This window comes from Nonomuraea sp. NPDC049637 (assembly GCF_040675235.1).
GTDB lineage: Bacteria > Actinomycetota > Actinomycetes > Streptosporangiales > Streptosporangiaceae > Nonomuraea.
The window spans coordinates 1-17,387 of record NZ_JBFAOM010000020.1 but is presented as its reverse complement, the minus strand read 5'-3'; the positions used below and the strand labels follow the sequence as shown (position 1 = coordinate 17,387).

Annotated in this window: 15 protein-coding genes; 11 read left to right on the top strand and 4 right to left on the bottom strand. The window is 70.8% G+C overall.

What is annotated here, in order from left to right:
- The first annotated feature begins 31 nt into the window (after positions 1 to 31).
- From AB0J71_RS26150 to AB0J71_RS26140, 3 genes are all read left to right on the top strand, one after another.
- Positions 32 to 232, top strand: a complete 201-nt coding sequence (locus AB0J71_RS26150; RefSeq protein WP_358290673.1) for a hypothetical protein — start codon at positions 32 to 34, stop codon at positions 230 to 232.
- Positions 233 to 242: 10 nt separating this feature from the next.
- Positions 243 to 1,730 (top strand): SPFH domain-containing protein, encoded by a 1,488-nt coding sequence (locus tag AB0J71_RS26145; RefSeq protein ID WP_352318050.1) that lies wholly within the window; start codon positions 243 to 245, stop codon positions 1,728 to 1,730.
- Between the two features lie 107 nt (positions 1,731 to 1,837).
- Positions 1,838 to 2,485: a hypothetical protein gene (locus AB0J71_RS26140; protein ID WP_364416452.1), complete on the top strand. Its 648-nt coding sequence runs from the start codon at positions 1,838 to 1,840 to the stop codon at positions 2,483 to 2,485.
- A 3-nt stretch (positions 2,486 to 2,488) separates the two neighbouring features.
- Here AB0J71_RS26140 and AB0J71_RS26135 read toward each other — a convergent pair whose 3' ends face one another.
- On the bottom strand, positions 2,489 to 4,525 hold the full coding sequence (locus AB0J71_RS26135) for a glycosyltransferase (protein ID WP_352318046.1): 2,037 nt from the start codon (positions 4,523 to 4,525) through the stop codon (positions 2,489 to 2,491).
- Positions 4,526 to 4,579: 54 nt separating this feature from the next.
- Positions 4,580 to 5,710, bottom strand: coding sequence for a UDP-N-acetylglucosamine 2-epimerase (non-hydrolyzing) (gene wecB / locus AB0J71_RS26130; protein WP_352318044.1), 1,131 nt, complete (start codon positions 5,708 to 5,710; stop codon positions 4,580 to 4,582).
- Positions 5,711 to 5,766: 56 nt separating this feature from the next.
- On the opposite strand from wecB, the gene AB0J71_RS26125 reads away from it, so the two are divergent.
- The 7 genes from AB0J71_RS26125 to hisC all read left to right on the top strand — a co-directional run bounded on the left by AB0J71_RS26125 (position 5,767) and on the right by hisC (position 14,072).
- Entirely contained in the window at positions 5,767 to 7,440 is a 1,674-nt protein-coding gene (locus tag AB0J71_RS26125; RefSeq protein ID WP_352318042.1) for a glycosyltransferase family 4 protein, read from the top strand.
- A 115-nt stretch (positions 7,441 to 7,555) separates the two neighbouring features.
- Complete coding sequence (locus tag AB0J71_RS26120; RefSeq protein ID WP_352318040.1) at positions 7,556 to 8,818, top strand: nucleotide sugar dehydrogenase; 1,263 nt, start codon at positions 7,556 to 7,558, stop codon at positions 8,816 to 8,818.
- Between the two features lie 19 nt (positions 8,819 to 8,837).
- Entirely contained in the window at positions 8,838 to 9,926 is a 1,089-nt protein-coding gene (locus AB0J71_RS26115) for a glycosyltransferase (RefSeq protein ID WP_352318038.1), read from the top strand.
- Between the two features lie 43 nt (positions 9,927 to 9,969).
- Entirely contained in the window at positions 9,970 to 11,769 is a 1,800-nt protein-coding gene (locus AB0J71_RS26110) for a DUF4434 domain-containing protein (RefSeq protein ID WP_352318036.1), read from the top strand.
- Positions 11,770 to 11,800: 31 nt separating this feature from the next.
- Positions 11,801 to 12,457, top strand: coding sequence for an NUDIX domain-containing protein (locus tag AB0J71_RS26105; RefSeq protein ID WP_352318034.1), 657 nt, complete (start codon positions 11,801 to 11,803; stop codon positions 12,455 to 12,457).
- Positions 12,454 to 12,951 (top strand): GNAT family N-acetyltransferase, encoded by a 498-nt coding sequence (locus AB0J71_RS26100; protein ID WP_352318033.1) that lies wholly within the window; start codon positions 12,454 to 12,456, stop codon positions 12,949 to 12,951. Before AB0J71_RS26105 ends, AB0J71_RS26100 begins: the two co-directional genes overlap by 4 nt.
- 62 nt (positions 12,952 to 13,013) lie before the next feature.
- Positions 13,014 to 14,072: a histidinol-phosphate transaminase gene (gene hisC, locus AB0J71_RS26095; RefSeq protein ID WP_352318031.1), complete on the top strand. Its 1,059-nt coding sequence runs from the start codon at positions 13,014 to 13,016 to the stop codon at positions 14,070 to 14,072.
- Here the strand turns inward: hisC and AB0J71_RS26090 are convergent.
- Positions 14,069 to 15,007, bottom strand: a complete 939-nt coding sequence (locus AB0J71_RS26090) for an EamA family transporter (RefSeq protein WP_364416450.1) — start codon at positions 15,005 to 15,007, stop codon at positions 14,069 to 14,071. The genes hisC and AB0J71_RS26090 overlap by 4 nt on opposite strands.
- Before the next feature lie 159 nt (positions 15,008 to 15,166).
- On the opposite strand from AB0J71_RS26090, the gene AB0J71_RS26085 reads away from it, so the two are divergent.
- Positions 15,167 to 15,625, top strand: a complete 459-nt coding sequence (locus AB0J71_RS26085; RefSeq protein ID WP_364416448.1) for a rhodanese-like domain-containing protein — start codon at positions 15,167 to 15,169, stop codon at positions 15,623 to 15,625.
- A 369-nt stretch (positions 15,626 to 15,994) separates the two neighbouring features.
- On the opposite strand, the gene AB0J71_RS26080 is transcribed toward AB0J71_RS26085, so the two are convergent.
- The gene (locus AB0J71_RS26080; protein WP_125644142.1) at positions 15,995 to 17,284 is read right to left on the bottom strand and encodes a GTP cyclohydrolase IIa; all 1,290 of its coding nucleotides are present in this window, start codon (positions 17,282 to 17,284) and stop codon (positions 15,995 to 15,997) included.
- Positions 17,285 to 17,387 lie beyond the last annotated feature (103 nt).

The following is a 17,387-nucleotide window of genomic DNA, read 5'->3' as shown; positions in this document are numbered from 1 at the left end:
GTCCGGAACGGAAGCGAGCGGGGGGAGCGCGGTGGTCGGCAAGCAGGGCAGAGTCACCGGAAAGATCGGCCCTGGGCTCGTCGGCGAGGTCATGATCCCGGTCAGGGGCGGGGTGGAGGCCTTCTACGCCCACCCCAGTGTGCCCGACGAGGAGTTCGGCCTCGGAACCATCGTCGTCGTGGTGGACTACTTCCCCCCGCGGACGGTTTACGTGGCCAGAGCACTCGTCTAGGGAGGGGCGGATGTCCCCCGAGGTCTTCATCGTCGCCGGAGCCGCGGTCGTCGCGGTCGTCATCGTGATTCTGCTGTTCAAAGCCGTCTGGCGAGTCGCCGAGCCCAACGAGGCGCTGATCATCTCCGGCCTGGGGGCGCGCCGCCGGGGCGAGGGCGTCGACAGCCTCGGCTTCAAGATCATCACAGGCAAGGGCACGGCCGTGCTCCCCGGCTTCCAGGCCGCCCGGCGGCTGCGCCTGGACACCAGGGCGGCCAATCTCCAGGTCTCCTGCGTCACCCAGCAGGGCATCCCCGTGCACATCCGCGGCGTGGTCATCTACAAGGTCGGCGACGACCTGTCCTCGATCGCCAACGCCGCCCGCCGCTTCCTCGACCAGCAGGACTTCATGACCAGCGCGATCCACGAGCTGTTCACCGGGCACCTGCGCTCGATCATCGGCAACCTCACCATCGAGGACCTGATACTCAACCGCGAGCGCCTGACCAGCGAGACCAGGGCCTCGGCGGCCGACGAGATGAGCAAGCTCGGGCTGATCGTCGACTCGCTGCAGATCCAGGAGATCGACGACGAGACCGGCTACATCGCCAACCTCGGCAAGCCGCACGCCGCCAGGGTCGCGGCCGTCGCCCGCATCGCCCAGGCCCAGCGCGACCAGGAGGCCACCGAGGCCGAGCAGATCGCCGCCGCCAACAAGGCCGCCGCCCAGCGCGACGCGCAGCTCAAGCGGGCCGCCTACCAGGCCGAGATCGACCGGGCGCAGGCCACGACCCGGCAGGCCGGGCCGCTGTCGGAGGCCACCGCCCGGCAGGAGGTCGTCGTCCAGGAGACCCGGGCCGCTGAGCTGGAGGCCCAGCTCGCCGAGCAGCGACTGCAGTCGCAGGTGCGCAAGCCCGCCGACGCCAAGGCGTACGAGACCGTCACGCTCGCGCAGGCCGACCGGGACGCCCGGATCGCCCAGGCCCAGGCCGAGGCGCAGGAGACCGAGCTGCGCGCCGGGGCCCAGGCGAGCCAGGTGAAGCTGGCCGCCGCCGCGGAGGCCGAGTCCGTACGGCTGCGCGGCGAGGCGGCCGGCGCGGCCACCAAGATCGCGGGTGAGGCGGAGGCCCAGGCCGCCCAGGCGCGCGGGCTGGCCGAGGCGCAGGCGGCCAGGGCGCTGGGCCTGGCCGAGGCCGAGGCGATCAGGGCGCGGGCCGAGGCGCTGAAGGAGAACCAGGAGGCGGTCATCGCCCAGCAGCTCGCCGAGCGCTGGCCGGAGGTCGTCGAGGCGGGCGCGAAGGCGTTCGGGAACGTGGACCACATGGTGGTGCTGAACGGCGCTCAGGGCGTGGAGGAGCTGCTGGCCAAGGCGCTCACGCTCGGCGGCACCGGGATCGGCCTGGCCAGGGCGCTGCTCGACGGCGGAAGCCGGAACGGCGCCGAACCCGTTGTCCCGCGCGAAGCCAAAACCTCTCGCGAACCTGAAATCCCTCGCGAACCCGCCGAATTCCGTGAATAGCGCCGTTACTCGGCTCCTTACTCGGCCCTTCCTCTAGCGTTTTCGAAAAAGCCGCTAGAGCAAGGGGAGAATTCGTGCTTAAGGCTATTTCGGGGGTATGTCTGAGCATGATGGTCGTCGCCGGATGTTCCGCCGGCGAGGCCGGTGATCAGGCCGCCGGGTCGGCGCAGCCCGCCGCGTCCTCCTCGGCGGTGGAGGCGGCCCGGCTGCGCGCCGCCCTGCTGCCCGTGCCCAAGGGCATGCGCATCGCGTACGGGCCGGAGATGGGGGCGTTCGGCTCGCTCAAGTCCACCCAGGAGGGGCTGGCCGCCATTCAGCAGGCCAAGCTGGAACGTCCGGAGTGCGCCGGGGCCGCCCAGCTCGACGCGGCCAAGCCGGAGGTGGCCCAGGCGCCCGCCGCCGTGATCGCCTTCTCGGCCGCGCGCGGCTCGATCACGCAGGCCGTCGTGTCGATGCCGTCGGCGTCCATGCCGGCGCCGCTGCCGCCGCAGTGCGCCCTGTACAAGGCCACCGTCGAGGGCGCGGACGTGACCTACCGCACCGCCAAGCTGGCCATGCCGGCCAGGGGCGACGAGTCGCGGGCGTACCTGACAACGGCCTCCGGCGGCGACAAGCGCGCCCAGATCGGGTCGATCGTGATCAGGCGGGCCCACCTGATCATGAGCATGCTCGTCGTCGGCGAGAAGGTGAAGGCGGCCGGCCTGTACGAGCTCGCCCGCCTGGCCGACCAGAACCTGGCCCGCGTCACCCGCTGAGGCTCAGATGAGCACGTGGTCGTCCGGGCGGCCGACGAAGGAGAACTGGGCGTTGCGGGTCAGCTTGATGTGGTCGGCCTGCCAGGTGTGCATCGAGGCGTCGGCGCTGCGCCAGTAGACGAAGTTGAACCGGTCGGCCGAGTAGATCTTGACGGAGTCCTCCTTCAGCCGGCGTACCAGCTGGGTGTCCTCCCCCCGCGTGATGTCCGCGAAGCCGTACGAGCGGAACATGTCCGCCTTGCCGAGGAACGTGCCGCCCTGGACGAGGAAGGAGTACCGGTGCTCCAGGCCGGGCAGCCGGAGCATGGTGGTGTTGCTGCCCTCGAAGTACGCGTAGTGCGCGCCCTTGCCGACCAGCTCGGCGTCGGAGTAGTCGAACGCGCGCACCAGGTCCGACAGGTAGTGCTCGCCGTAGAGGTTGTCGTCGTCCATCTTGGCGATCAGGTCGCCCTCGGCGGCGGCGATGCCCAGGTTCATGCAGGCGCCGAGCGTCAGCTCCGGTGCGGCGGGCAGGACGACGACGTCCGTGATGCCGGCCATCCGCGCCTTGTCGGCGACCACCACCGGGTCGATGTCCAGCCCGTGCAGGACCATGACGAGCTGCAGCGGCCGGTGGAGCTGCCGGGCCACCGACGAGATCGCGTGCTCGATCTGCGCGGCCCGGTTGGTCGGCAGCACGACCGAGATCGAGCGCGACCGGGGCGTGGTGGCCTGGCCGAGGTTCTGCAGGATCTGGTCCACCCGGTGCGAGAACAGGTGCTTGTCGAAGACCTCCCGCATCGCGAGGTGGCCCATCCTGGCCCGCAGCTCGGGGCTGTTGATCAGGTGCAGCACCTGGTTGTACGACTCGACCGGCTCACGCGCGATCGGCACCAGCTCGCCGAACGTCTCCTCGATCGCCCGCGACCACCCCGACACCACCGGGGTCGCGCACGCCGACAGCTCGAAGACGCGGCGGGCGCACATGGTCGGCGAGTCGAGCACCGAGTTGACGTTGAGGAAGACCTTGTACATCCGGTACGCGGCCAGCATCTGGTCGTAGGGCAGCTCGCCCACGATGTGCGGCCGGTACTTCTCCGGCCAGGCGTACTTCTCGTCCACCTCGCCGTTGCGGGCGAAGATGTGCAGGCCCAGCTCGCGCACCGGGTCGAGGACGACCTCCATCTGCTCGCGCCGCTCGGGGTGCTTGTCGCGGAAGTACATGCCGGCGAACACCACGTCGTGCAGCCGGCCCTGCTTCTGCTGGATCGGGTTGTGCACCCGCGGCTGGGCGGCGAACTGCAGCACGTCGACCCGGTCGTGGCCGAGCACCTCGCGGTACTTCGGCAGCATGTCGCCGTCGCAGGTGAACACGTAGTCGAACAGCTTGGCCGTGTCGATGAAGAAGTCGAAGTTCGGCGGGTCCTCCTTGTTCCAGAAGACCGTGGGGATGCCCTCGGCGCGGCACCAGGCGACCAGGTCGCGCAGCGGCTCCTTGGGGGCGTTCGTGCCGGTCATCTGGTAGCGCCAGCGGCCCTGGTTGCCGTGCCAGGCCGACTCGCAGAACAGCAGGTCGGGGCGCTTGTCGGCGAAGATCTCCGGCCAGTCCTTGAGGCCGAACTCGATCTGGTCCCACTCGTACCTGAAGGCCATCCTGGAGAAGTCGTCCAGGATGACCGCCACCTTGAGGTCGGGCCGGTTGACCGGGCCGAGCGGCCACTTCGCCGCCGGCACCTCGACCAGCGGGGGGCGGTGGTTGGCGAGCTCGACCGCCTCGGTGACCGGCATGGGCGGCTTGGGCGCTTTGTCCTTCGACCTGACCGCCTCGACGATCCTGCCCGGGCTCTTCGAGCCCAGGGCCTCGCCCAGCTTGAACGTGCGCTTGGCCTGGGTGGCCTCCAGCTTCCAGCCGGCGTACGCGGCCTTGGCCTCGGCGATCTCCAGCCGCCGCCGCAGCTCCCTGACCTCGGCCTCGTACCGCTCGACGAGCTTGCGCTCCTCGGGCAGCCAGTTGACGGGTCCCAGTCGCTGGAACGCGGGGGGCTCAGGGTTTTCGGCCATGGTGATACGCCTATCGCTCAGCGGAGGTATGTCATAGTACGGCGGATTCAGCCGCTATTCGGGGCGTTTGGCCTGGGAAGCCGGGGCCAGGTTGTCGCCCTTCAGCCACGCCGCGATCACCGTCGCGATGCGCGGACCGGCCTTGCCGTCCCACAACACCGGCAGCTCGCCGGCCGGGGTGGCGGCGCCGTCGGCGAGCGCCTTCTCCGCGGCGGCGGGCAGCAGCGCGGGCGTGACCAGGCGGTTCGTGCCGTGCGTGATCGTGATCGGCCGCTCGGTGTTGGGCCGCAGCGTCAGGCACGGGACGCCCAGCATGGTCGTCTCCTCCTGCACGCCGCCGGAGTCGGTGACGACCAGCGCCGCGCCCCGGACGAGTGAGAGGAAGTCCACATAACCCAGCGGCTCGATGACCTTGATCGTGTCGCCGTCCACCAGGCCCGCCTCGGCCAGCCGCGCCTTGCCGCGCGGGTGCACCGGCACCACGACCGGCGTCCGCCGCGACACCTCCAGCACCGCCTCGACCAGCTCCCTGGCGGCCTCGGCGGTGTCCACATTGGCCGGGCGGTGCAGGGTCGCCACGGCGTACCGGGACGGCAGGCCGAGCCGCGCCACCACCGGCGCCGGGTCCAGCGAGGGCAGCGCGGCGAACAGGCTGTCGATCATCGGGTTGCCCACCAGGTGCACCTTCGCGGGCGGCACGCCCTCCGAGGCCAGATAGGCGAGGGCCTCGGGCGAGGTGACGAACAGCAGGTCGGCCAGCGCGTCGGTGACGACCCGGTTGACCTCCTCGGGCATGCCCCGGTCGAACGAGCGCAGCCCGGCCTCGACGTGCGCCGTTCTGATGCCGAGCTTGGCGGCGACCAGGATCGCGGCCAGCGTCGAGTTCACGTCGCCGTAGACCACGACGAGGTCGGGCTCCTGGGCGACGAAGACGTCCTCCAGGCCCACGAGCAGGGCCGCGGTCTGCCTGGCGTGCGTGCCGGAGCCCACCGCCAGGTTGGCCACCGGCTCGGGCAGGCCGAGATCGGCGAAGAAGACGTCCGACATCAGCGCGTCGTAGTGCTGACCGGTGTGGATGATGCCCTGCCGCACGCCGAGTTCACCGAGTGCACGCACCACCGGGGCCGCTTTCACGAAATTGGGACGAGCACCCAAAACGTGCAGGACCAGGGGGTTCTCCCTCATTGACCTCGCCTTTCATAGCGGAAGGGAAAAAACGCTGCCTATGGTACGGTCCCAGCGTGGCATCCGACGCCAGTCGTCAAGACTCCTCCAAGGTTTCCGCGAAGTCCGCCCGGGCCGGCGTCGGGGGACTTCTCAAAGGCTTCGTCCAGCACCCCGTCATCGTTTCCCGCGTCGTCGTGACCAAGGTCAAGTCCGACCCCGTCCGCGTGGCGCAGGCCGCCGCCGACGCGCTCCCGCCCAAGCTGCGCCCGTTCGTCGGCAGCGTGGCATGGCCCGCCGCCCGCCGCGCCCGCCGCATGGTGCGCAAGATCGGCATGCGCGTGATCAAGGCGCCGTGGAACGAGGCGAAGGCCCACTGGGACGCCGGGCGGGTCTCGCAGGCCGCCGAAGTGCTCGACGCGCACACCAAATACCCCTTCGTCAAGCGCAGGGCCGCCTACTACCGCGGTGAGCTGGCCGCCATCAGCCCCGACCCGATCCCGCCGGGGCCGAAGGTCGCCATCGCCGGGCGCGTCGAGGGCCGCGTGCTGCACCTGGTCACCAACGCGCTGCCGTACACGCAGGCCGGTTACACCGTGCGCACCCACCGGATCGTCACCTCCCAGAAGGCGGCCGGGCTCGACCCGCACGTCGTGACGAGCTGGGGCTGGCCCATGCTCCAGGGGCACGCCGACGCGCCCGCGCAGGAGGAGATCGACGGCATCCCGTACTACCGCCTGCTGCCCGACGGGCACGGCGAGGTGCCGTTCGAGATGCGCGGCCGCATGGTCAAGGGCGCCGAGGGCGTCACCCGCCTGGTCGAGCAGCTGCGCCCGCAGGTCCTGCACGCCGCCACCGACCACCGCAACGGCTCGGTCGCCCACGCCGTCCGCGACCGGACGGGCACCCCGTTCGTCTACGAGGTGCGCGGCTTCCTGGAGGAGACGTGGGCCTCCCGCGACCCGATCCGGGTCGGCAGCCAGCGGCACGTGCTCCAGCGCGAGCGCGAGGCGTTCCTCATGCGCGAGGCCGACGCGGTCGTCACGCTGGCCGAGACGATGGCCACCGAGATCGTCGAGCGCGGCGTGCCCAGGGAACGCATCCACCTGGCCCCCAACGCCGTCGACGACACCCTGCTGTCGGCCCACTACGACGGCGCCTCCTTCCGCGAGGCGTACGGCATCGCCCCCGGCGAGATCGTGGTCGGCTCGGTGTCCAGCATCGTGGCCTACGAGGGCTTCGCGACCCTGCTGCGCGCCGCCGCGCTGCTGCGCGACGACCGCACGCCGGTGCGGGTGCTCATCGTGGGCGACGGCGCCGAGCGGGAGAACCTGCTCGCCCTGGTCGAGGAGCTGGGGCTGCGCGACGCCGTCCTGCCCGGCCGGGTGGGTCCCGACGAGGCGCTGCAGGCCCAGGACGCCATCGACATCTTCGCCTGCCCGCGTGAGGACCTGCGGGTCTGTCGGCTCGTCACGCCCCTGAAGCCGGTCGAGGCGATGGCGCTCGGCAAGCCGGTGGTGCTCAGCGATCTGCCCGCGTTGTCCGAGCTCGTCGGCTCCGACGGTGCCGGCCTGCTGGTGCCTCCCGGCGACCCGGCCGAGCTGGCCAAGGCCATCGCCGGCCTGCGTGAGGACCCGGCCAGGCGGGCGGAGATGGGCGAGGCCGGACGCGCCGAGGTCGCCGCGAAGCGGACCTGGAGCCGCGTTGCCGAGACTTATCAAGCCCTATACCGATCGCTTGCCGAAAGATGACCTCCACGTTGCCTGTACGTTGTGACGGGTTCGGTCGCATTAGGCGTGAGCTAGGTGGACTTGAGATAACCTTTGCGACCATGAAGTGTTGTTTCCGGCTCTCGAAGGCACTGCTGTGACAGAAATCGACTTGGCTGTCATCGGCCTGGGCTACGTCGGTATGCCGCTTGCGAAGGAAGCGGTTGCCGCCGGGCTGCGGGTCGTCGGCGTGGACGTCGACCCCCGGAAGGTCGACGCGCTCAACGCCGGGCAGTCCTACATCGATGACCTGACCGACGCTGACCTCGATCACATGCTGGCGAACGGATTCAGCGCGACGCTGGACGAGTCCGTGCTGGCCAGAAGCAACACGATCGTCATCTGCGTACCCACCCCGCTGGACGAGGACCACCGTCCCGATCTGTCCGCGGTCGAGGGCGCGACCAAGGCCGTCGCCCGCAACCTCAGCAAGGGCACGCTCGTCGTGCTCGAATCCACCACCTGGCCCGGCACCACCGACGAGGTGGCCCGCCCGCTGCTGGAGCAGTCGGGCCTGGCCGCCGGCGTGGACTTCCACCTGGCCTTCTCGCCCGAGCGCATCGACCCGGGCAACCCGAAGTTCGGGCTCAAGAACACCCCGAAGGTCGTGGGCGGCTACACGCCGGTCTGCCGCGACCGGGCGACGGCGTTCTACAAGCAGTTCATCGAGCAGGTGGTGCCGGTCAGCGGCACCCGCGAGGCCGAGATGGCCAAGCTGCTGGAGAACACCTACCGGCATGTCAACATCGCCCTCGTCAACGAGATGGCGATCTTCTGCGACGAGCTCGGCATCAACCTGTGGGAGTCGATCGAGGCCGCGGCCACCAAGCCGTTCGGCTTCCAGAAGTTCCTGCCGGGGCCGGGCGTCGGCGGTCACTGCATCCCCGTGGACCCCTCGTACCTGTCCTACACCGTGCGCAAGCTCGGGTACCCGTTCAGGTTCGTGGAGCTGGCCCAGGAGATCAACGAGCGCATGCCGTCCTACGTGGTGGCGCGCGTCCAGCGACTGTTGAACAGACACAAGAAGCCCGTGAACGGCGCCCGAGTGGTTATGCTCGGCGTCACGTACAAACCGGATATCGCCGACGAACGGGAAACTCCGGCTCTGCCGGTGGCGCGTGCGCTGCTGGAACTGGGGGCCGACCTCTCGTTCGCCGATCCGTACGTCAAGGAGTGGTCGGTCGACGGCACTCCGGTGCCACGGGAAGAGGATCTGACCGAGGGCGTGGTCAACGCCGACGTGACGCTGCTGCTGCAGCAGCACGCCGCGTTCGATCTGGCCATGGTCGAGGCGAAGGCCAAGCTCGTGCTGGACACCCGCGGTGTGCTCACCGAGGGTGAACGCGTCGAGCGGCTGTAGCGACGGAGGGCTGCGCGCAGTGCACGTGCTCGTCATGACGGTGGTGCATAACCCCGAGGACGCGAGAATTCTGCATCGGCAGATCCGTGCCCTCGTGGATGCCGGTCATGAGGTCACGTATGCCGCCTCCTTCTCGGCACACGGGGTCGTACCGCGTCCATGGGTCAACGGCGTCGATCTGCCCAGGGCCGCCCAGCGCAAACGCATGGCGGCCGTCTGGGCCGCCCGGCGGCTGTTCAAGCGCATGCGGAACAAGGTCGACCTGGTCCTGATCCACGACCCGGAGCTGCTGTTCGCGGTCTGGGGCGTGCGCAACCGGCCGCCGGTGGTCTGGGACGTGCACGAGGACACCCCCGCGACGCTGTCGCTCAAGCCGTGGCTGCCCTCGTTCCTGCGCCCGCCGGTGCGCTTCTTCGCCCGCATGCTGGAGGGCACGGCCGAGCGGCACATGCACCTGCTGCTGGCCGAGACCGCCTACGCGGGCCGGTTCAAGCACGCCCACCTGATCGTGCCCAACGAGACCTGGGTGCCGGACTCGGTGACGCCTCCGGGCGACGACCGGGTGGTCTACCTCGGCTGGTTGTCGCGGGCGCGCGGGGTGTTCGAGGCCGTCGAGGTGGCCAAGCTGCTGCAGCCGTACCGGGTGACGGTCGAACTGATCGGGTACGCCGATCCGCAGAGCCGTCCCATGCTCAACCAGGCCGTCGCCGACGGGCTGCTGGAGTGGCGTGACTTCATGCCCAACGACGAGGCGCTCAAGCGGCTCGACGGGGCGCTGGCCGGGCTGTCGCTGCTGCACGACGAGCCCAACTACCGGCACTCGATGCCGACCAAGATCGTGGAGTACATGGCGCACGGCATCCCGGTCATCACGACGCCGTCGCCGCGCGCGGTCGAGCTGGTGGAGCGGTACGACAGCGGCGTCGTCGTGCCCTGGGAGGACCCGAAGGCCGTCGCGCAGGCGGTGCTGACGCTGCGCGACGACGTGCGCGAGCGGCGGGCGCAGGGCGCTCGCGGGTACGCCGCGGCCCGCGCGAACCACCACTGGCCGAACTCGGCCAAGCGGTTCGTGACCCAGCTTGAGGCATGGGCCGGGATCACCCGATAGCGGTTTATCTCCGGCAGATCACGAGAGCGGTAGGTTCCTGAACGTGCGATGGCTCTTCCTGCTCGTGGGCGCAGCCGTCCTGGCCGTGGTCGCGGTGGTGATCATCCTCTTCCCGTCGTCGTCCGAGCGGCCGGTCGCGTCCTCGTCGAGCACGCCGAAGCCGTCCAGGACGGTCTCGACACCGCCGCCGCCGAAGGTCAAGGAGTTCACCGACCCCTGCGGCACGTTCGACACCACGACCAAGAACTTCTACGCCGTCACCGGCTACTGGATCACGCCGAAGTCGAACCCGTGCACCTGGCGTCACCAGCTCCAGGAGATCCACCGCGCCGGCGGCGACACGATCATCAGGATCGGGTACGGCCTGCAGTTCCGGAGCGTCTCCGACGACACCGGCGAGGTGCTGGCGAAGGACGGGACGCTCGACCCGCTGTACAAGGCGTGCGAAGAGGACGGCCTGAGCTGCCACGACGCCGCCGAACGGGACCTGCGCAAGGCCAACCCCGGCAACCGGATCGGGCGCACGTACGTCTACCGCACCGACGAGGCGTTCGGCGGCGGCCTGTTCCGCTGCCCCAAGATGGAACACGCGGTCAAGGCCGGCGACCGCATCTACTACCGCATGGTCGCCCCTCCGGACGGCTCCGACGACGCCACCTGCGACTTCACCAAGAAGGCCACGTCGTACGACCTGATCCTGGTGGCCGGCTCGGCCAAGGACAGCCTGAACGAGCTGCTCGACCTGGCCGACCAGTTCAGCATGCGGGTCTTCCCCGCGCTGCCGCTCGCCCCGCGCGACTCCGAGACGCCGACCAGGGCGAACAAGCGGCACATCGGCACCCTCACCACGCTGACCCGGCGCATCCTGCAGGACTACGGCGTGCGCTTCGCCGACCGGCAGGCCCTGGGCGGCGTCTACCAGCCGTTCGAAGTCCAGATGGGGGCCACGCTGGCCACCAACCCCACCCTTGAGGTGTACGCCGACCAGCACCGGATCGTGGAGCAGGAGCTGGGCAAGCCGATCCTGATCAGCCCGTACCTGGACGCGCGCAAGCGGGTCGGCTTCGGCCAGACGCCGGCGCAGGTGGCCGAGGCGTTCAAGGCGCTGGCCCGGACCGGCGTCGGCATCATCGCCCCGCAGGACAGCCGGGGGACCGGCAAGGTCGGCCTGTTCTGGCCGGACGAGCGCGACACCGAGGTGGACGACCGGCTGCGCCCGGTGGTGGGCGAGGCCACGTACGGCACCGCGTACCACGGCTCGACCCGCGACTACTACCGGGAGATGGCCAAGGCCCGCGACGAGATGCTCCAGGCCGGTCACGAGGTGGAGCTGTGGGCGAACGTGGAGGCGTTCGAGCCGTCCGGCAAGCAGCCGTGCGCCCCGCAGGGCACCCGCGGCCAGACCGACAAGAAGCGCCTGGACCAGGCCGTCACGATGGCCGGCCGGTACGTCCAGAAGATCGTCTCCTACATGTGGAGCGACTTCATGACCTGCGGCGACCCCTCGCTCCAGGACGAGATCGCCCGCGACTGGCAGCGCCCGATCGCCGTGGACGCCATCAGGCGGGCCCGCGACCCGCAGGACGGCGTCGAGGTGCGCGGCTACAACCTCGACGGCAGCACCGTACTCGTCCAATGGTCCGGCGGCACCAAGGAACTGGTGGTCGCGGCCGTCGGCTGGCTGGACAAGGACCCGCTGGACGAGCACCCGGCCCGGATGGCGACGGCCTGGGTGCCGTTCGACTGGACCCAGGTGCCGTCCGGGGAGTGGGTCAAGATAGGGATCAAGGGGGCGTCCGGCAAGGAGGCCACGACGCCCCTCCACGTACGCATATCCGCATAGGGCAGACGGGACTCCGTGTAACGTGCCGTCCATGGTCCCGAGCATCCCGGTCAGCGTCGACCTGGTCGTGCTCACCGTGCGCAACCACGCGCTCAGCGCCCTGGTGTGGCGGCGCGACAACCCGCCGTTCCTGCGCCGCTGGTCGCTGCCGGGCGGGTTCATCCAGCTCGACGAGGACCTGCCGGCCGCCGCCCACCGCGTGCTGGCCGAGCGGGCCGGGCTCCCGGGCGCCCCGGTGCACCTGGAGCAGCTCCAGACGTACGGATACCCCGACCGCGACCCGCGTCAGCGCGTGCTGAGCGTCGCCTACCTGGGCCTGGCCCCCGACCTGCCGGCCTCGGAGCAGGCGCACATGAGCTGGCAGCCGGTCGAGGCGCTTTCCGTCATGGCCTTCGACCACCGCCGCATCATGCTCGACGGCGTCGACCGCGCCCGCGCCAAGCTGGAGTACACGTCCCTGGGGGCGGCCTTCTGCCCGCCGGAGTTCACCGTCGCGGACCTGCGGCGGGTGTACGAGATCGTCTGGGGGCGGGCCCTCGATCCCCGCAACTTCCACCGGAAGGTCACCAAGGCGGAGGGCTTCCTGGTGGAGACGGGCGCCACCACCACCAGAGACGGCGGCCGCCCCGCCAAGCTCTACCGCCGCGGCCCCGCCGAGCTCCTCCACCCGCCCATGCTTCAGGAGTGACCATCCCGAACGACCTCGTCGACGTCATCGAGACCCCTCGCCTGACGCTCGTGCCCCTGCGCGTCGAGCACGCCGCGGAGATGGCGGCCGTGCTCGCCGACCCGCGCCTGCACGAGTTCGTCGGCGGCGCCCCCGCCACCGAGCAGGAACTGCGCGCCCGCTACGAACGCCTGGTCGCGGGCCCGCCCGGCTGGCGCAACTGGGTGCTGCGCCTGCGCGCCGACGGCCGGCTGGCCGGTTACGTGCAGGCGACCGTCGAGGCGGGCACGGCCGAGATCGCCTGGGTGGTCGGGGTGCCCTGGCAGGGCCGCGGCCTGGCCGCCGAGGCCGCCCGCGCCCTGGTCTCCTGGTGCAACGCCCACGACCTCGGCACCGTCGTCGCCCACATCCACCCGGGCCACGCGGCCTCCGCCGCGGTCGCCGCGCACGCCGGCCTGCACCCCACCGACCTCGTGCACGACGGTGAGATCCGCTGGGAGCGCACCCGGCCATGAGCCCTCCCGACGTGCGGGGGCTGGCGGATGCTTCATCGGGCGTGGCCTTTTAAGGTAGTTCTATGCCTCGTTTCCGCCACATCCTGGACACCATGCCCCCCTACAAGCCGGGCAAGGCCGTGGTCTCCGCCGACGGCCGGTCGTACAAGCTCTCCTCGAACGAATCCCCCTACGACCCGCTGCCCTCCGTGGTCGAGGCCGTCGCCGAGGGAGCCCGGCAGATCAACCGCTATCCCGACCCCGGCGCCGTCGGGCTGACCGAGGCCATCGCCGAGCGGTACGGCGTGCCGTTCGAGCACATCGCGCTGGGCGCGGGCTCGGTCACGGTGGCCCAGCAGCTGTTCGAGACGGTCGGCGAGCCCGGCGTCGAGGTCGTCTACGCGTGGCGGTCGTTCGAGGCGTACCCGTTGCTGGCGGACCTGGCGGGGGTGACGTCCGTCCAGGTGCCGCTGGCGGGCGAGGACCACGACCTGGACGCCATGGCGGAGGCGATCACCGACCGCACCCGCATGGTCTTCGTGTGCAACCCCAACAACCCCACCGGCACCGCGATCCGCCGCGACGCCCTGGTGTCCTTCCTCGACCGCGTGCCGGAGAACGTGCTCGTGGTGCTGGACGAGGCCTACCGCGAGTACGTCCGCGACGAGGACGTCCCCGACGGCCTGACGCTCTACCGCGACCGGCCGAACGTCTGCGTGCTGCGGACCTTCTCCAAGGCGTACGGGCTGGCGGGCCTGCGGGTCGGCTACCTGATCGGGCACGAGCCCGTGGCGGCGGCCGTCCGCAAGACGATCATCCCGTTCGCCGTCAACCACCTCGCGCAGGTCGCCGCCGTCGCCTCGCTGAAGGCCGAGGACGAGCTGCTGGAGCGGGTCGAGCGGGTGGTCAAGGAGCGCAGCCGGGTCCGCGAGTCGCTGATCGAGCAGGGCTGGACGGTTCCGCCGACCGAGGCGAACTTCGTCTGGCTGCGGCTCGGCGAGCGCACCCTCGACTTCGCCGCCGCCTGCGCGGTGGAGGGCGTGGCCGTACGGCCGTTCGCGGGCGAGGGGGCCCGGGTCTCCATCGGCGACCCCGAGGCCAACGACGCCTTCCTCGCCGCGGCCAAGGCGTTCCGCGGTTAGGCGCTGACCTCTTCGGCGAGGGGCGCGGTCCTGGCCTTGGCGCGTCGTTCGGTGGAGACCACCAGGGCGACGCCCACCAGGATCACCGCCCCGCCGGCGATGATCTGCGGCGTCACATGCTCGTTCACGACCAGCACGCCGAGGATCACGGCGACGACCGGGTTGACGTAGGCGTACGTGGAGACCAGCGAGATCGGCGCGTTCCCCAGCAGCCAGGTGTAGGCGGTGAAGCCGACCAGCGAGCCGACCAGCACCAGGTAGGCCAGCGCCGCCCAGGACCGTCCGGAGATCGCCGCCAGGTCGAGCCGTTCGCCGAGCGCCGTGCCGGTCACGGCCAGGCCGGCGCCGCCGACCAGCATCTCGATCGAGCTGGCCGCGAAGGGGTTGGCGGGCATGGGGATGCGCGCCGACAGGAACGAGCCGACCGACCACGAGAACGAGGCGACCAGGATCACCACGATGCCGGTGGTGTCCACCGACTGGCCGCCGGTCAGCGACAACGCCGCGACGCCGGCGAACCCGACGAGCACGCCGGCCAGCGTCAGCACGGCCGGCCGGTCCCTGACCAGGATCCGGAACACGACGAGCCAGAGCGGCACCGAGGCCACGAGCAGCGCGGCCAGGCCGCTGGAGATGTGCTGCTCGGCCACGGCCACCATGCCGTTGCCGCTGGTCAGCAGGAGCAGGCCGACCAGCCCGGCCCCGCAGACCTGCCGCCACGACACCCGGAACGGCTCCAGGCCCTTCCTGATCAGCAGGAAGCCGCCGAGCAGCAGCGCGGCCGTCACGAAACGCAGCGCGCCGCTCAGCATGGGCGGCATGGTCTCGATGGCGATCCTGATGCCGAGGTAGGTCGAGCCCCACACCACGTACACGATCGCCAGGGCACTCCAGACGAGGACGGGAGCCCGGCTGTCAGTGGTGTTCGCACTCATGGGTCATGACTTTATCCGGCGACTCCGACAAAGCACCTGCGGGTATCGGACTTCGGGATTTGGCGCGATATTGGCGACAGGCGGCTTTCGTGCCACTGTTGGGCGCGAGGGCCGGCTGGGAGGATCGCGACTGACCAGCAATGAAGGGACATGTCGTAGATGTCAGCCGTCACCTCCACCCCCGCCGCCCCCAACGCCGCCGCGCTCGCCCACTTCGCCGCCCGCCTGGCCTTCGAGACCGACGTCTCCGACGTGGCCGCCGACCTGGCCGCCGGCGTGCCGGGGGTCGTGGTCGTGGACTCGCGCAGCCGGGAGAGCTGGGACCAGGGGCACGTGCAGGGGGCGATGCACCTGCCCACGGCCGAGATCGCCGCCGGGGCCGCCGCGCTGATCCCCCGGGACGTCACCGTCGTCACCTACTGCTGGGGCCCTGGCTGCAACGGCGCCACGCGGGCCGCGCTGGAGTTCGCCAGGCTCGGCTACGCGGTCAAGGAGATGCTCGGCGGCTTCGAGTACTGGGCCAGGGAGGGCTTTCCGGTCGAGACCGCGTCGGGCGTGAGCCGGCGACCGGTCGACGCCCTGACGGCGCCGGTGTCGGGGATCGCGTGCGCCTGCTGAAGCCGGCGCGGACGACGGCGTGCGTCTGCTGGACGGGCGATGGTGTGCGCCTGCTGAAAGCGACCCAGGCGGGTTGGTGTGGCCGGCTATATCCGGACATGCCCGGTGGGCCGACAGTGCCGCCAAACGGCCTCACAGCCCCGTCCGGACGCCTTCCGTAAAAAGGGCGGCGGCGAAGGGGCTGTGCGGGGAAAGTTTGGCGCCCCCGTCCGAATCCCGTCGATCGGGGGCGTGGGAGAACATACCCGGATCTACTCGGGTCAACCAATAAGACCACAAGAGTCAAGCGGATTGTCTGTACCTTTGACTCCCCAGGTCAAGAACCGGGCACCCGTCGCCCCTGAAATGGGGCGACGGGCCCCCGAACGGTCACCGCGGTCCGAGCTTCTCCACGATGAGCCGGTAGAGCTGGCGCGGACGCCCCGGCTGCGGGGTGCGGTTCGGCGGAAGCGGCCACGCGAGTCCCTCGTCAACCAGCGTGCGCAGCAACCGCCGAGCCGTGCGCGGCGTCACCCCGAGCATCTTGCCCGCGCCCTCGGCGTCCACCACCGTGTCGCCGCCTTCGAGCTTGGCCGCCAGCCTGGCCAGCACCTCCACGCCCTTCGGCTTGAGCGCGGTCGACCCGGTGGGTGGCATCCGGGGGGCCGGGATGAGGGCCCGGCCCTCGCGGTCCACCGCGAACCCCTGCGCCTGCTTGCCCGCCTGGGTACGGGCCAGCGCGGCCCGCGCGTGCGACTCCGCGTCGTGGGTCGTCCGCCCCATGCCGACGCCCACCTCGACCGCCAGCCCCAGCTCGTCCCGGATCCTGGCCGCGAAGGGCAGCACCCGGAACCCGTCGGTGGCCGCGGCGATCGAGCCCCTGGTCGCGGTGACCAGGTAACTGTGATCGTCGATCGGCCAGACGGTCGCGTTGATCCGGTTCGCCTCCTGGACCAGCAACCGGTGCAGCGACAGCCGCAGCTCGTCGCGCCAGTAGCGCGGCGCCGCGCGCCGCACGGGCTCGCGCAGCGTCGGCACCTCCACCAGCACCACGGTGAGCTGCGACTCCTCCAGCCGGTGATGCGCCCCGAGCAGCGCCGCGGTGTGCAGCGCCGTCCGGACCGCGGCCGAGGTCGGCCTGATCCTGATGACCGGCACGCCGGCGGCGTGCAGGCGTTCGGCCACCGCGGGCAGGCACGTCAGTGCCCCCGAGGTGGCGCCCTGGCGGGCCAGCCGTTCGTGGTAGGCCGCGATCGTGCCCGTGGCTCCGGGCTCGTCGCGGCTGTGCACGTCCGTGGCCGGTATGCCGAGGTCGGTGTACGCCTCCTCGACATCCGCCCTGCTGACCACGTCCACGCTGACCCGTTGCGGGTCCATCCGAGTGTCAAGTGCGGCCTTCGCCAGCGCCGCCACCAATGCCGCTCCGCCGAGTTGCACGTAGGTCGCGGGCATCGTCAGCACGCCTGATCGCCTGGCCAGGTCATAGGGGACCGGGCTGGCGAACAGGCACGCGTCGACACCGGGACCGAGCCGCGTCACCTTGTCGGGCGCCTCCTGCTCATCGCGGTACGCGGCCGCGACCAGGCGACACGGCAGCGGTGCCGCGGCGTGACCCATCAGCATGACTCGCTCGACCAGGTCGTGGGGTCCGACCACGCCGATGGTGAGGTCCGGTGTCATGGCGCCCGGGCGTGACACTCGGGGAGTTTCTTCGGCCCTCTCGACCAATGTTCGTCCCATCCTGCCGTCCGTTGCAGTGCTCTCTTTTGGAACGATCGCTCGC